Origin of the sequence: Caballeronia sp. LZ033, assembly GCF_031451265.1 — a bacterium.
Taxonomy (GTDB): domain Bacteria; phylum Pseudomonadota; class Gammaproteobacteria; order Burkholderiales; family Burkholderiaceae; genus Caballeronia.
The window spans coordinates 1,196,531-1,210,236 of record NZ_JARUXQ010000001.1 but is presented as its reverse complement, the minus strand read 5'-3'; the positions used below and the strand labels follow the sequence as shown (position 1 = coordinate 1,210,236).

Below are 13,706 nucleotides of genomic sequence, written 5' to 3'. Positions count from 1 at the left end.
CAGCCGATACGAAGGTTCAGGTGCGCTGCGCCGCGACCACGACGACTTCGACGAGGCACGCCGGATTGGCCAGCTTGGCCTCGACGGTGGCGCGCGGCGGCGCGTTGCCGTCGGCAACCCACGCATCCCACACCGCGTTCATGCCGGCGAAGTGCACGAGATCGGAGATATAGATCTGCACCGACAGCAAATGCGCCTTGTCGCTGTTGGCCTCTTCCAGCAGACGGTCGATGTGGCCGAGCACCTCACGCGTCTGGCCGGTGATGTCCTGGTCCGTGTCCTCGGCGATCTGGCCGGCAAGATAGACCGTACCGTTATGAATGGCGGTTTCGGACAGACGCGGGCCGACGTGATGACGAATGACTGCCATGATGGGTTCCTGACGATGGTTGATGGAGATGGGATCGATGAAGCTGTGCGGCTTCGGCCAAGCCCGATATTATGCCCCGCTGCCGCTATCGCCCAGAAAGAACCCTTTGGCAATGGCGATTTGATCGTCGGCAAGAAACGCCGGCGCGTGGCCCACGCCGGGAATCTCGACGCTCGTCACCGCTTGCCCCGTCTTCACCATCCGCTCGACGGTTTCGCGCGACAGCAGATCAGAAGTCTCGCCGCGTACGACCAAAACCGGCGAGGCGATGCACGCTACCGAATGCCACAGGAACGCCTCATACGCGGCGGCCTGCTCCTCGGTCACCGACGCGAACGGCGTGGCAATGGCCGGGTCGTAGTGGAAGGTCCACGCGCCGTCGCGCTCGCGCAGCAGCGGCGTGTTGATGCTGGTCCATTCCGCGTCGCTGAGCGGCCCGAAGCTCGCCGCGAGTTCCGCCGCGCGCCGCACGCCCTCTTCGAGGGAAGCAAAGCGCGCCGGCTTGCCCAGATATTCGCCGATCCTTCCGAGCGCGACCGGCTCGATATGCGGCCCGACATCGTTCAGGAGCAGCTTGCGGATGGGCGAGTCCGGCAGTCCGCCGAGCGCCATGCCGATCAGTCCGCCCATCGACGTGCCGAACCAGTCCACCGTCTCCACGTTGAGCCGCGCAATCAGCGTGACCATGTCCGCGACGTATTGCGGCACGCCGTAGTAACGCGGATCCGCCAGCCAGCCCGAGAGCCCGCGCCCGACGACATCCGGACACACGACCCGATACTCATGGGCGAACGCCTTCGCGAGCTTGTCGAAGTCGCGCCCCGAGCGCGTGAGGCCATGCACGCAGAGCAGCACGCGCGGGTTCGACGGATCGCCCCATTCCGTGTATGCCACGCGATGCAGCCCGCCCGGACTCGCGCATTGCACGAAGCGCTGGCGCGGCTCGCCCAGCTCCGGGTGAACGGGTTCGACGACGATCGGTGCGGTCATGAAGCGGTCCTCGCGAATGAGATTGCGGTTGGTGACTTGGATTGCAACGATTGTACGGCGCGTGGCGTCCTCCGGAATCCCGCTGGCCGAACGGACGACCCTGAACGAACCATCGGCGCGAAAAGCAAAACGGGCGCAGCCCGAAAGCCGCGCCCGTTCGAGATCCGGCGCTTAAACCGCTTGCCCGCGCGTCACTTCACGCCCGAGACATCCAGCGGCGCACCCGTCTTCTGCTGGATTTCCTCAACCGACACGCCGTCCGCAAGCTCGACCAGCCGCAGTCCTTTCTCCGTGACGTCGATCACGCCGAGATCCGTGATGATGCGGTCCACGACGCCCACGCCCGTCAGCGGCAACGAGCATTCTTCGAGGATCTTGTGCTGGTCGCCCTTGGCGACGTGCTCCATCAGCACGACCACCTTCTTGACACCGGCGACCAGGTCCATCGCGCCGCCCATGCCCTTGATCATCTTGCCGGGGATCATCCAGTTGGCCAGGTCGCCCTTCTTGCTGATCTGCATGGCGCCCAGGATCGCCAGGTTGATGTGGCCGCCGCGAATCATCGCGAACGAATCCGCCGACGAAAAAATCGACGAGCCCGGCAAGGTGGTCACGGTCTGCTTGCCGGCGTTGATGAGGTCGGCGTCCACTTCGTCTTCATACGGCGACGGGCCGATGCCCAGCAAGCCGTTCTCCGATTGCAGCCACACTTCCATGCCGTCCGGCACGTGATTGGCGACGAGCGTCGGCAGGCCGATGCCCAGGTTCACGTAGAAGCCGTCCTGCAGTTCCTGCGCCGCGCGCGCGGCCATCTGGTCACGAGTCCAAGCCATGATTACTCTCCTTTCGCGCGGACGATGCGTTGTTCGATGCGCTTCTCGGGCTGTGCGTTCAGCACGAGGCGCTGCACGAAGATGCCGGGCGTATGAATGGCGTCCGGATCGAGCTCGCCCACCTCGACGATCTCTTCCACTTCCACCACCGTGATCTTGCCGGCCATCGCGCACATCGGGTTGAAGTTGCGCGCCGTGCGGCGGTAGATCAGGTTGCCGGACTTGTCGGCCTTCCACGCCTTCACGAGCGCGACATCCGCCGTCAGCGAATGTTCGAGCACGTAGTGGTTCTCGCCGAACTGGCGCGTTTCCTTGCCTTCCGCGATCACGGTGCCGAAGCCGGTGTTGGTGAAGAAGGCCGGGATACCTGCGCCGCCCGCGCGCAGCTTTTCGGCCAGCGTGCCCTGCGGCGTGAATTCGAGTTCGAGTTCGCCGGCCAGGTATTGCCGTTCGAACTCCTTGTTCTCGCCGACGTAGGAAGAAATCATCTTCTTGACCTGGCGAGTTTCGAGCAGTTGCCCAAGACCGAAGCCGTCGACGCCCGCGTTATTGCTGATGCAGGTGATGCCCTTCACGCCGGTGTCGCGCAATGCGGCGATCAGCGCCTCGGGAATGCCGCACAGCCCGAAACCGCCGACGGCGAATGTCTGCCCGTCCTTGACGATGTCCTCGAGCGCGGCTTTCGCGCTGGGATAGACCTTGTTCATCTGTGTGTCCCTTCCATGTGTGAAACCAACTGGGAAACGGCTGTTGAGCGGTTTTGCACCGGCCTTGATCCGTCGGCTTGTGAACCGTCACGACGCTGTCACCCGACGCGCGGACGGCCTGCTGGCGAGGCAGAAGCGTGGCGAAAGAGTACGCTGCCCGGCTGATCCGGCACAATACGCAAAAATACATAAGTCATTGCCCGCGCGCGTTTGGTTCCCGGCCCCGTCAGCCGCGCCGCGCCAAGCGCCCGGGCGCCCGGATCACATGCCTGCACTGGACTATCAAACCGCGTTTCATCTCGCGCCCGTCGGGCTCGTGCTCTCGCGCGAGCGCGCGATCGAGGACTGCAACGCGCAGCTCTGCGCGATCTTCGGCTTTGCGCGCGAGGCGCTCATCGGCCAGTCGTTCGAGGTGCTGTATCCGTCGCCGGACGAATTCGCGCGGATCGGCGAGCGGATCGCCGCGCACATCAGCAAGGAAGGCACCTACAGCGACGACCGCATCATGAAGCGCAACAATGGCGAGCTCTTCTGGTGCCACGTGACCGGCCGCGCGCTCGACCGCGCCACGCCGCACGCAGCCGGCGTCTGGACCTTCGAGGACCTGAGCGCGACGCGGCGGGTCGCCATCGAACTGACGCCGCGCGAACGGGAGATCGCCGCGCAGCTCGTGACCGGCAAGACCAGCAAGCAGATCGGCCGCGTGCTCGACATCAGCCCGCGCACCGTCGACATCTATCGCGCGCGACTCATGCGCAAGTACGACACCGGCAACGCCACCGAATTGCTCCAACGGCTGCTCGGCACCTGACCCACGGACTCACAGCGCGACGGACACACCCGTCTCGATCACGCGGCGCAGCGCCTCCGGCAGCGGCGCCGACTTGCCCGCCGCGTACTCGATCCACACGATCTTCGCCGCACCGCGCGCGACCAGCGTGTCGGGCGCATCGGCGCGCACCAGCTCGAAATGCGTGTCGAAGCTGCTGCGTCCCGGCTGGCCGACCGACATCCGGCCGATCACGTCGCCGGGATAGTGCAGTTGCCGGAGAAATTCCATCGACGCGTTCACGATCACCGGCCCCTGCCCCGCGCCGTGGCCGCCCACGATGCCCAGTTGCTCGAACCAGGAAATCCGCACCTGCTCCATGTAGCGGAAATAGACGGTGTTGTTGACGTGCCCGAAGGCGTCCATGTCGCCCCAGCGGATCGGCATGGGTAATTCGATGACGGTGCGGAAGCTCTGCTCGCTGCTCATTGACTGCGTTACCTGTTGCCGTATGACGGCCTGGTTGACTGAAAGTGGAAGGGCCGCGCTCAGACCGAGAAACCGTCGTCCGCGGAAATCACGGCGCCGTTCATGAACTGCGATTCGTCGGCGGCCAGCAGGAGCAGCAGGCCGTCGAGATCGTTCGGCGTGCCGACGCGCCGGCGCGGCAGCATCGACATGAGCTTCTGCCCCTGCTCGGTCTTCCAGTGGTGGTGATTGATCTCGGTGTCGATATAACCCGGGCAGATGGCGTTGACATTGATGCCGTGGCGGCCCCATTCGAGCGCCATGGACTTCGTCATCTGCACGACGGCGGCCTTGCTCATCGAATAGACGCCGATCTGCGGAAACACCCGCAGCCCCGCCACCGAGGCGATGTTGATGATCCGGTACGCCGGTTTCGCGGCGCCGTTGCCGCGCATGATCATGCGCTTGGCCACTTCCTGCGCGACGAAGAACGCTCCGCGCACATTCGTGCCGAAAACGAATTCGAAGTCGGCGGGCGTGACGTCGGTGAGTTTCTGCGTGGTGGAGACGCCCGAGTTGTTCACCAGGATGTCGATGGTGCCGGCTTCCGTCTCGGCATGCGCCACGGCGGACTTGACGCTCTGGTAATCCGTCACGTCGAGCGAGACCACGTGCGCCGCGCCGCCCGACGCCTCGATCTCCGCGCGCAATTCCTTCAGCCGCTCCGTGCGCCGGCTCGCGAGCACCACCTTGGCCCCCGCCTGCGACAGCACCTGCGCGAAACGTTTGCCCAAACCACTGGACGCGCCGGTAATCAGCGCGACCTTGCCTTCCAGGTTGATCGAACGGCCCATTGTGCTTCCTTTTCCAGGGTGGATTCAGCCTCGACGGCGCACCGGGCGCGCGCCGCAAGCCATCAGCGTCGGCACCGATGGCACAGGCGCCGCCATAATAGTACGTTCGTGCGAATATAACGAGCATCGGTTGCGGGCTGCCTGAGCTTCCCCGACAATACGCGATCCCCGAACCCGAAAGGGCATTCTAAAGTACAGAGGAGCATTGATGACCCCGGCGAGCCTCATCGAGCAGTACGGTCCCCGCGAATCGATGGAATACGACGTCGTGATCGTCGGCGGTGGGCCAGCCGGTTTGTCGGCGGCCATCCGGTTAAAGCAACTGGCGGAAGAAAAAGGCGTCGAGATCGGCGTGTGCGTGCTGGAGAAAGGCTCGGAGGTCGGTGCGCACATCCTGTCCGGGGCGGTGATGGACCCGCGCGGGCTTGCAGAACTGATTCCCGACTGGAAGGAAAAAGGCGCGCCGCTCGACGTCGAGGTGACCGAGGACCGCTTCCTGTTCCTCTCCCAGAACGACGCGAAGCAGGTGCCGAACTGGCTGCTTCCCGACAACTTCAAGAATCATGGCAACTACGTGATTTCGCTCGCCAACGTCACGCGCTGGCTGGGCCAGCAGGCCGAGGCGCTGGGCGTCGAGATCTTTCCGGGCTTTCCGGCAGCCGAAGTGCTGTATGCGGACGACGGTTCGGTGCGCGGCGTGGTCACGGGCAACATGGGCGTCGGCAAGGACGGCCAGCCGACCGAGAACTTCCAGCTCGGCATGGAACTGCACGCGAAGTACACGCTGTTCTGCGAAGGCGCGCGCGGGCATCTCGGCCGCCAGCTGATCGACAAGTACAAGCTGAACCGCAATGCCGATCCGCAGGTGTACGGCATCGGCATCAAGGAGTTGTGGGAAATCGATCCGGTCAAGCACAAGCCCGGCCTCGTGATCCACACGGCCGGCTGGCCGCTCGAACCGGACACCTACGGCGGCTCGTTCCTCTATCACATGGACAACAACCAGGTGGTGGTGGGCTTCGTCGTCGGGCTGGGGTATTCGAATCCGTATCTGTCGCCGTTCGAGGAATTCCAGCGCTACAAGACCCATCCGTCGATCCGCGCGTTCCTCGAAGGCGGCAAGCGCATTTCCTACGGCGCGCGCGCGATCACCGCGGGCGGGCTGATGTCGCTGCCGAAGCTGAGCTTCCCGGGCGGCGCGCTGGCGGGCGATGACGCCGGCTTCCTGAACGCCTCGCGCATCAAGGGCAGCCACGCGGCGATCAAGTCCGGCAAGATGGCCGCCGAAGCCGCGTTCGACGCTGTGCAGGCCGGCCGCCAGAACGACGAACTCACGGCCTATCCGGAAGCGTTCGAGAGCTCGTGGCTCAAGACGGAGCTGTATCGGGCGCGCAATTTCAAGCAGTGGATGAGCAAGGGCCTGTACCTCGGCACCTTCATGGTGGGCCTGGAGCAGAAGGTGATGGGCGGCAACGTGCCCTGGACGCTGCACCATCAGCACTGGGATCACGAGATGCTGAAGCCGGCTTCGCAGTGCAAGCCAATCGTCTATCCGAAGCCCGACGGCAAGCTCACCTTCGACCGGCTCTCGTCCGTGTTCATCTCGAACACGAACCACGAGGAGAATCAGCCGGCGCACCTGACGCTCAAGGACCCGAAGGTGCCGGTCGATGTCAACCTGCGCACCTATGCGGGCCCGGAAAGCCGCTACTGTCCGGCGGCCGTGTATGAATTCGTGAAGGGCGACGACGGCAACGAGCGCCTGCAGATCAACGCGCAGAACTGCGTGCACTGCAAGACGTGCGACATCAAGGATCCGACGCAGAACATCGTGTGGGTCACGCCGGAAGGCGGCGGCGGCCCGAACTATCCGAACATGTGATGGCGTGCGGCCGGGTTCCGGCTGCATCGTTCGAGCGAAAGAAAACGGGCGCCATGGCGCCCGTTTCTCATTTCAGGTTCGCTCCTGCCGCCTACTTCGACGGCGCCTGAGCCGCGATCTTCGGCGTGCCCACCACGACGTCGCCGCATTGCGCGCGATGCCGCAGCGCGTGGTCCATCAGCACCAGCGCGAGCAGCGCTTCGGCAATCGGCGTGGCGCGGATGCCGACGCACGGATCGTGACGGCCAAAGGTTTCGACGGTGGCGGGCGCGCCGTCCTTGTCGATGGACTGGCGCGGCGTACGGATGCTCGACGTCGGCTTGATCGCGATGGACACCGTGATGTCCTGCCCACTTGAAATGCCGCCGAGAATGCCGCCGGCGTTGTTGGTGGCGAAGCCTTCGGGCGACATCTCGTCGCCGTGCTGCGAACCGCGTTGCGCGACGCTCGCGAAGCCCGCGCCGATCTCCACGGCCTTTACGGCATTGAGGCCCATCATCGCGTGGGCGATGTCCGCGTCGAGCCGGTCGTACAGCGGCTCGCCGAGACCCACCGGCACGCCGCTCGCCACCACCTCGATGCGCGCGCCAACCGAATCGCCGTCGCGGCGCAGGTTGTCCATGTATTCCTCGAGCTGCGGCACGATCTGCGCGTTCGGCGAGAAGAACGGGTTCTCCCGCACGTGCTCCCAGCTTTCGAACGGAATCGCCACTTCGCCCAGCGCGCTCATGCAGCCGCGCGTCTCGAGGCCGAACTTCTCGCGCAACCATTTCTTCGCGACGGCGCCCGCGGCCACGGTCGGCGCAGTGAGACGCGCCGACGAACGGCCGCCGCCCCGATAGTCGCGCACGCCGTATTTCTGCAGGTACGTGTAGTCCGCATGACCGGGACGGAAGCTCTGCGCGATGTTGCCGTAGTCCTTGCTGCGCTGGTCGGTATTGCGGATCAGGAGCGCGATGGGCGTGCCCGTGGTCACGCCTTCGAACACGCCGGAAAGAATCTCGACCTGGTCGGGTTCCTGACGCTGCGTCACGTACCGCGACGTGCCGGGGCGGCGGCGATCCAGCTCGATCTGGATGTCGGCTTCGGTGAGCGCCATGCCGGGCGGGCAGCCGTCGATCACGCAGCCGATCGCCGGACCATGCGATTCGCCGAAGTTCGTGACGGTAAAGAGCGTGCCAAGGGTATTGCCGGACATGAGCATCGACCTGATAAAAAGTGTCGGGGGAAACCGCCATTATGCCAGCGCCGCCCGCCGACGCGCCCTAGCGGCGCGCCCCGCGCAAGGCCGACACCACCTCCTGCAGATGCTGCGGCGTCGCATCCTCCGGCGCGATCGGCTCGCCCACCGCGAGCGTCAGCCGCGTCATCGCGCCGCGCCGGATCGGCCGCGGCCATTGCGCGTCTTCGTGACGCGAGAACACGCTGCCCCACAGGCCGCGCAGCGCCATCGGCACGACGGGCGCCGGATGGCGCCGCAGAATCTCGGCGATGCCATGCCGGAACGGATTCAGCTCGCCGGTGCGCGTGAGCCTGCCTTCCGGGAAGATGCAGACCAGATCGCCCTCTTCCAGCGCCTGGGCGCACGCGTCGTAGGCGCGTGCGAGCATGGCGGCGTCCTCGTGCGCGGGCGCGATCGGAATGGCCTTCACGTGGCGGAACATCCAGCCGAACAGCGGCGTGCGGAAGATGCGGTGGTCCATCACAAAGCGGATCGGCCGCGGACTTTCGGCCATGATCACCACGGCGTCCACGAAACTCACGTGGTTGCACACCAGCACGGCCGCGCCATGCGCGGGAATGCGCGCTGCATCGACCAGCCGGATGCGATAGAACGTATGCACCAGCAGCCACGCGATGAAGCGCAGCAGGAACTCCGGCACGAGCGAATAGATGTACAAGGCGACCACCACATTCAGCAGCGCGGTAGTGAGGAAGAGTCCCGGAATGCCGACGCCGAAGGACGTGAGCGCGAGCGCCATCAGCGCCGACACGATCATGAAGAACGAATTGAGGATGTTATTGGCCGCGATGATGCGCGCACGATGCGTGGGCTGGCTGCGCGCCTGGATCAGCGCGTAGAGCGGCACGCTGTAGAAGCCGCCGAACATCGCCAGCAGAAACAGGTCCGCGAGAATGCGCCAGTGCGGCAGCGCAAGCAGAAACTCGCCGACGCCCAGCAGATGTTCCGCCGGCATCATCCGGTGGCTGGCGAAGAACAAGTCGACCGCGAACACGCTGATGCCGATGGACCCGAGCGGCACGAGCCCGATCTCCACGCGCCGCTTCGACAGGCGCTCGCACAGCAGCGAACCCGTGCCGATGCCCAGGGAAAACGTCGCGAGCAGGACGGTCACGACGTCAGGATCGGCGGACAGCACGTCCTTGGCGAAGTTGAAGAACGAGGTCAGGAAGGTCGCGCCGACGAACCATAGCCAGGAGATGCCGAGCAGGCTCAGGAACACGGTGCGGTCGGATTTCGCGAGCCGCAGGTTGCGCCAGGTTTCCGAGAACGGATTCCAGTTGATGCGCAGCCCGGATTGCGACGGCGCCGACGCCGGCACGAACGCGGCCGCCACCCGTCCGATCAGCGCGAACGCAAAGCAGGCGCAGGCGAGCAGCAGCGCGCCGTGTTCGGACGCGCCCGCTGCCGCGCCGCCGATGATCGTGCCGAACAGGATGGCGACGAAGGTGCCCATCTCGACCAGCCCGTTGCCGCCGACCAGTTCATGCGCGTCGAGATGCTGCGGCAGATAGGCATATTTCACCGGGCCGAACACGGTGGAATGCACGCCCATCAGGAAAGTGCAGGCGTACAGCAGCGGCGCGCTGTGCCACAGGAAGCCCGCGCCGCCGATCAGCATCACGACGATCTCGAAGCTCTTCACGAGGCGCGCGAGGACGGCCTTGTCGTATTTGTCGGCAATCTGGCCGGAGGTCGCCGAGAACAGCACGAACGGCACGATGAAGATGGCGGAAATCAGGAACGCGGCCGTCTTCGGATCGACGCCGGAAAAGCGCGCCGCCTGGAACGTCACGAGCGACGTGAAGCCGACCTTGAAGACGTTGTCGTTCATCGCACCCAGGAACTGCGTCCAGAAAAACGGTGCGAAACGGCGCTCGCGCAGCAGGCGGAACTGGCTTTCGCCGGCTGCATGCGCACGTCGGGAGTCGCGCTCTCGGGCGCGCGGCGGATGGTCGCTCATGTGTTGCGGGAGGGTGAGATTGGGTGTCGGGCGCGCCCGAATGGAAGTCGTTGGAGCGAGACGGGTTGCCGGGCGGGGCGAAAAAAAGCGCGCCGGTCGGGCGCGCTTTGCGGGGCGCGGGGTTCAAGCAAGCTGCTCAAACCGCCCGAGCCAGATCATGTCTGATTGCGAAGTTCCGCCGCAAAAGATGACGCGCTCAGCGCGCTTCTTCCTGCTGCTCGGGCCAGTCGCGGATATAGGCCTTCAGCATGCGGTTCTCGAAACCCTGCTCCTCCACCACCGCCTTTGCGACGTCATAGAACGAGATCACGCCCATCAGCTGACGCTTCTCCATGACCGGCAGATAGCGCACATGATGCTCGAGCATCATGCGGCGGACTTCGTTCACGTCGGTTTCCGGCGTGCAGGTGAGCGGATGGTCGTCCATGATCTTGCGGATGGTGGACGTGCCCACCGAACCGCCGTTGTCGCGCAAGGTCACGATGATTTCGCGGAAGGTCAGCATGCCGACCAGGTCGCCGTACTCCATGACGACCAGCGAGCCGATGTCATGCGCCGCCATGGTGTCGACGGCCTCGCCGAGCGGGGTGTCCGGTGTGACGGTGAAAAGGGTGTTGCCCTTCACCTTGAGAATGTCGCTGACTCGCATGGTTGTCTCCTCGCGAATGGCCGCACGATGCCTGTTGCAGCCTGAAACGTTGACGCCGCCGGCGTTGCGCACGGCGTGCAGCCGCGGTGCGAACGGGGTGGCAAAGATGGATCGATGCTATCGGAAAGACTCGCAAAAGAAAAGGCGAACGGCCCGGGAAACGCCCGCACTGGCCGGATGGACAAGGCTTTGCGCGGTTTCGAGTGCCTGCTTTGGAGCATGCATCCGGCGTGGCTTGTTCCTGACGCAGCCCTGACGCAGCCCTGATGTTCGCCCTAAGTTTGAACGCCGATCCCCGATGTTACGATGATCGGCCCTTGTTCGCCGCCCGCCGGCACCCTGCGCGCCGGCCGTCCACGATGCCAGCCAACCGCTTCGACACGCTCGCGCTGCACGCGGGCGCCGCGCCCGACCCCGCCACCGGCGCCCGCGCGACGCCCATTTATCAGACCACCTCCTTCACCTTCCGCGACACCGATCACGCCGCCGCGCTCTTCAACATGGAGCGCTCCGGGCACGTCTATTCGCGCATCTCGAACCCGACCGTCGCGGTGTTCGAGGAACGGGTCGCGGCGCTCGAAGGCGGCGTCGGCGCGATCGGCACCGCGAGCGGCCAGGCCGCGCTGCATCTCGCGATCGCCACGCTGATGGGCGCGGGCTCGCATGTGGTCGCGTCCAGTGCGCTCTACGGCGGCTCGCACAATCTGCTGCATTACACCTTGCGGCGCTTCGGCATCGACACCACCTTCGTCGCGCCGCACGATCTCGACGCCTGGCGCGCGGCCGCGCGGCCCGAAACACGCCTGTTCTTCGGCGAGACGCTCGGCAATCCGGGCCTCGACGTGCTCGATATCGCGGGCGTCGCGGAAATCGCGCATGCGCACGGCGCGCCGCTGCTGGTCGATTCCACCTTCACGACGCCGTATCTGCTGCGCCCTTTCGAACACGGCGCGGACCTCGTCTACCACTCGGCGACCAAGTTCCTCGGCGGCCACGGGACGACCGTCGGCGGCGTGCTCGTCGACGGGGGCACCTTCGACTTCGCCAACGGCCGCTTCCCCGAATTCACCGAGCCTTACGACGGCTTTCACGGCATGGTGTTCGCCGAGGAAAGCACCGTCGCGCCCTTCCTGCTGCGCGCCCGCCGCGAAGGCCTGCGCGACTTTGGCGCCTGTCTGCATCCGCAAGCCGCGTGGCAACTGCTGCAAGGCATCGAAACCTTGCCGTTGCGCATGGACCGGCATGTCGCGAACACGCGCAAGGTGATCGAATTCCTGCTCGGCTCCGCGGCGGTCGAGGGCGTGGCCTATCCCGAACTGCCGACCCACCGCGACCACGCGCTCGCCCAGCGCCTGCTGCCGCGCGGCGCGGGCGCGGTGTTCAGCTTCGACATCAAGGGCGGCGTGCCGGCGGCGCGCAGCTTCATCGAGACGCTCACGCTGTTCTCGCATCTCGCGAATGTCGGCGATGCACGCTCGCTCGTCATCCATCCGGCTTCCACGACCCATTTCCGCATGGACGCCGCCGCGCTCGCCGCGGCGGGCATCGGGCCGGGGCGCATCCGTCTGTCGATCGGTCTGGAGGATCCGGACGACCTGATCGACGACCTGAAGCGCGGGCTCAAGGCGGCGCAAAAGGCCGCCGAGAACGCAGGCGCAGGCGCCGCCGCACCGCTCGGGAGCCGCGCATGATGCTCGATCATCACGGCCGCGCTGCCTACGCCTATACCGGCGGCAAACCGTTCGACGCCGCGCGGCCTGCCGTCGTGTTCATTCACGGCGCGGAGCACGATCACAGCGTGTGGGCGTTGCAGACGCGCTATTTCGCGCATCACGGCTTCGGGGTGCTCGCGCTCGATCTTCCGGGACATGGACGCAGCGCCGGCGCGCCGTTGTCGACCATCGGCGCGCTGGCCGACTGGGTGATCGGCGTGCTCGACGCGGCCGGCGTGCGACAGGCGATCTTCGTCGGCCACAGCATGGGCTCGCTGATCGCGCTCGACGCCGCCGCGCGCCATCCGGAGCGTGCGCTGGGTCTCGCGCTGCTCGCGACCGCCGCGCCGATGACCGTCTCCGCGACCCTGCTCGACGCGGCCCGCGAGCACGAGCCGGAGGCCATCGAAATGGTCAATCAGTGGTCGCATTCGACGCTCGCCGCAAAACCTTCGAGCCCCGCGCCCGGCTTCTGGCTGCAAGGCGCGAACCGGCGGCTGATGGAGCGCGTGAGCCTGCTGGGCGAGGCCCTGCTCTTCCATACCGACTTCAGCGCCTGCAATGCCTACGCGGAGGCGCTCGAACGCGCCGGCGCGGCGCGCTGTCCGGTGTGCGTGCTGAGCGGCCGCCGCGACATCATGACGCCGCCGCGTGCGTCGCGTCCGGTCGTCGAGGCCTTGAGAAAGGCCGGCGCGACGGTGCAGACAGTGGAACTGGACGCGGGTCACGCCATGATGACCGAACAGCCGGACGCGACGCTCGATACCCTGTTTGCATTCGCGCTCGATTGCGCACGCGGCACTCGCCCGCCCGCTTGAAACGCCCCCCGGAACCCCCGCTTGCGCCGCGCCTGCCGCCGCCGCAGAATGAATCTTGCTGGTGTCGGAGAGCCGGCGCGCCACGCGCCGCAGCACATCAGCCAAGCATGACAGGGAGGCCGTCATGGCGCACGCCGCACACGGGGAGCATTTCGCGAACTTCGCCCAGTTCTATCCGTTCTATCTCGAGGAGCATCGCAATCTCATTTCGCGCCGGCTGCATTTCATCGGTTCGCTCGGCGTGATCGGCTGTCTCGCCATGGCGATCGCCACCGGCGACTGGCTCTGGGCGCCGGCGGCCGTGATCTGCGGCTATGGCTTCGCGTGGGTCGGCCACTTCTTCTTCGAGAAAAACCGGCCGGCCACGTTTCGCCACCCGATCTACAGCCTGATGGGCGACTGGGTGATGTTCAAGGACATCTGCATCGGCAGGATTTCGCTCTGACGG

General features: G+C 65.8%; 14 protein-coding genes. 5 read left to right on the top strand and 9 right to left on the bottom strand.

Features of this window, described 5'->3' with window-relative positions; all coding sequences use genetic code 11:
* Positions 1–16: 16 nt before the first annotated feature.
* The 4 genes from QCE62_RS05465 to QCE62_RS05450 form a co-directional block, all read right to left on the bottom strand.
* The gene (locus QCE62_RS05465) at positions 17–370 is read right to left on the bottom strand and encodes a RidA family protein (protein ID WP_309915238.1); all 354 of its coding nucleotides are present in this window, start codon (positions 368–370) and stop codon (positions 17–19) included.
* A gap of 69 nt (positions 371–439) precedes the next feature.
* A complete protein-coding gene (locus QCE62_RS05460; protein WP_309915234.1) occupies positions 440–1,360 on the bottom strand; it encodes an alpha/beta hydrolase in 921 nt (306 codons plus the stop codon).
* 191 nt (positions 1,361–1,551) lie between these two features.
* A complete protein-coding gene (locus tag QCE62_RS05455) occupies positions 1,552–2,193 on the bottom strand; it encodes a CoA transferase subunit B (RefSeq protein WP_309915231.1) in 642 nt (213 codons plus the stop codon).
* 2 nt (positions 2,194–2,195) lie between these two features.
* Entirely contained in the window at positions 2,196–2,900 is a 705-nt protein-coding gene (locus QCE62_RS05450; protein ID WP_309915227.1) for a CoA transferase subunit A, read from the bottom strand.
* Positions 2,901–3,165: 265 nt separating this feature from the next.
* Here QCE62_RS05450 and QCE62_RS05445 point away from each other — a divergent pair, with 265 nt between their 5' ends.
* Entirely contained in the window at positions 3,166–3,711 is a 546-nt protein-coding gene (locus tag QCE62_RS05445; protein ID WP_309915224.1) for a LuxR C-terminal-related transcriptional regulator, read from the top strand.
* 9 nt (positions 3,712–3,720) lie between these two features.
* On the opposite strand, the gene QCE62_RS05440 is transcribed toward QCE62_RS05445, so the two are convergent.
* Both QCE62_RS05440 and QCE62_RS05435 read right to left on the bottom strand, forming a co-directional pair.
* Positions 3,721–4,158, bottom strand: coding sequence for a thioesterase family protein (locus QCE62_RS05440; protein ID WP_309915221.1), 438 nt, complete (start codon positions 4,156–4,158; stop codon positions 3,721–3,723).
* A 59-nt stretch (positions 4,159–4,217) separates the two neighbouring features.
* The gene (locus tag QCE62_RS05435) at positions 4,218–4,991 is read right to left on the bottom strand and encodes an SDR family oxidoreductase (protein ID WP_309808008.1); all 774 of its coding nucleotides are present in this window, start codon (positions 4,989–4,991) and stop codon (positions 4,218–4,220) included.
* 208 nt (positions 4,992–5,199) lie between these two features.
* Between QCE62_RS05435 and QCE62_RS05430 the strand changes: the two genes are divergently transcribed.
* The gene (locus QCE62_RS05430) at positions 5,200–6,873 is read left to right on the top strand and encodes an electron transfer flavoprotein-ubiquinone oxidoreductase (protein ID WP_309915218.1); all 1,674 of its coding nucleotides are present in this window, start codon (positions 5,200–5,202) and stop codon (positions 6,871–6,873) included.
* Positions 6,874–6,964: 91 nt separating this feature from the next.
* Here the strand turns inward: QCE62_RS05430 and aroC are convergent, their stop codons facing one another.
* From aroC to QCE62_RS05415, 3 genes are all read right to left on the bottom strand, one after another.
* Positions 6,965–8,071 (bottom strand): chorismate synthase, encoded by a 1,107-nt coding sequence (gene aroC / locus QCE62_RS05425; protein WP_309915215.1) that lies wholly within the window; start codon positions 8,069–8,071, stop codon positions 6,965–6,967.
* A 67-nt stretch (positions 8,072–8,138) separates the two neighbouring features.
* Positions 8,139–10,079, bottom strand: coding sequence for an MFS transporter (locus QCE62_RS05420; RefSeq protein WP_309915212.1), 1,941 nt, complete (start codon positions 10,077–10,079; stop codon positions 8,139–8,141).
* 196 nt (positions 10,080–10,275) lie between these two features.
* Positions 10,276–10,728, bottom strand: coding sequence for a CBS domain-containing protein (locus QCE62_RS05415; RefSeq protein ID WP_309808003.1), 453 nt, complete (start codon positions 10,726–10,728; stop codon positions 10,276–10,278).
* Positions 10,729–11,087: 359 nt separating this feature from the next.
* On the opposite strand from QCE62_RS05415, the gene QCE62_RS05410 reads away from it, so the two are divergent.
* The 3 genes from QCE62_RS05410 to QCE62_RS05400 all read left to right on the top strand — a co-directional run bounded on the left by QCE62_RS05410 (position 11,088) and on the right by QCE62_RS05400 (position 13,703).
* On the top strand, positions 11,088–12,419 hold the full coding sequence (locus tag QCE62_RS05410; RefSeq protein WP_309915209.1) for an O-acetylhomoserine aminocarboxypropyltransferase: 1,332 nt from the start codon (positions 11,088–11,090) through the stop codon (positions 12,417–12,419).
* A complete protein-coding gene (locus QCE62_RS05405) occupies positions 12,416–13,258 on the top strand; it encodes an alpha/beta hydrolase (protein ID WP_309915206.1) in 843 nt (280 codons plus the stop codon). Before QCE62_RS05410 ends, QCE62_RS05405 begins: the two co-directional genes overlap by 4 nt.
* Before the next feature lie 124 nt (positions 13,259–13,382).
* The gene (locus QCE62_RS05400) at positions 13,383–13,703 is read left to right on the top strand and encodes an Mpo1-like protein (RefSeq protein ID WP_309915204.1); all 321 of its coding nucleotides are present in this window, start codon (positions 13,383–13,385) and stop codon (positions 13,701–13,703) included.
* Positions 13,704–13,706 lie beyond the last annotated feature (3 nt).

Bases quoted from the DNA above. Each gene is read 5' to 3' on its own strand.
- QCE62_RS05465 (WP_309915238.1), bottom strand. From the start codon at position 370: ATGGCAGTCATTCGTCATCACGTCGGCCCGCGTCTGTCCGAAACCGCC.
- QCE62_RS05460 (WP_309915234.1), bottom strand. From the start codon at position 1,360: ATGACCGCACCGATCGTCGTCGAACCCGTTCACCCGGAGCTGGGCGAG.
- QCE62_RS05455 (WP_309915231.1), bottom strand. From the start codon at position 2,193: ATGGCTTGGACTCGTGACCAGATGGCCGCGCGCGCGGCGCAGGAACTG.
- QCE62_RS05450 (WP_309915227.1), bottom strand. From the start codon at position 2,900: ATGAACAAGGTCTATCCCAGCGCGAAAGCCGCGCTCGAGGACATCGTC.
- QCE62_RS05445 (WP_309915224.1), top strand. From the start codon at position 3,166: ATGCCTGCACTGGACTATCAAACCGCGTTTCATCTCGCGCCCGTCGGG.
- QCE62_RS05440 (WP_309915221.1), bottom strand. From the start codon at position 4,158: ATGAGCAGCGAGCAGAGCTTCCGCACCGTCATCGAATTACCCATGCCG.
- QCE62_RS05435 (WP_309808008.1), bottom strand. From the start codon at position 4,991: ATGGGCCGTTCGATCAACCTGGAAGGCAAGGTCGCGCTGATTACCGGC.
- QCE62_RS05430 (WP_309915218.1), top strand. From the start codon at position 5,200: ATGACCCCGGCGAGCCTCATCGAGCAGTACGGTCCCCGCGAATCGATG.
- aroC (WP_309915215.1), bottom strand. From the start codon at position 8,071: ATGTCCGGCAATACCCTTGGCACGCTCTTTACCGTCACGAACTTCGGC.
- QCE62_RS05420 (WP_309915212.1), bottom strand. From the start codon at position 10,079: ATGAGCGACCATCCGCCGCGCGCCCGAGAGCGCGACTCCCGACGTGCG.
- QCE62_RS05415 (WP_309808003.1), bottom strand. From the start codon at position 10,728: ATGCGAGTCAGCGACATTCTCAAGGTGAAGGGCAACACCCTTTTCACC.
- QCE62_RS05410 (WP_309915209.1), top strand. From the start codon at position 11,088: ATGCCAGCCAACCGCTTCGACACGCTCGCGCTGCACGCGGGCGCCGCG.
- QCE62_RS05405 (WP_309915206.1), top strand. From the start codon at position 12,416: ATGATGCTCGATCATCACGGCCGCGCTGCCTACGCCTATACCGGCGGC.
- QCE62_RS05400 (WP_309915204.1), top strand. From the start codon at position 13,383: ATGGCGCACGCCGCACACGGGGAGCATTTCGCGAACTTCGCCCAGTTC.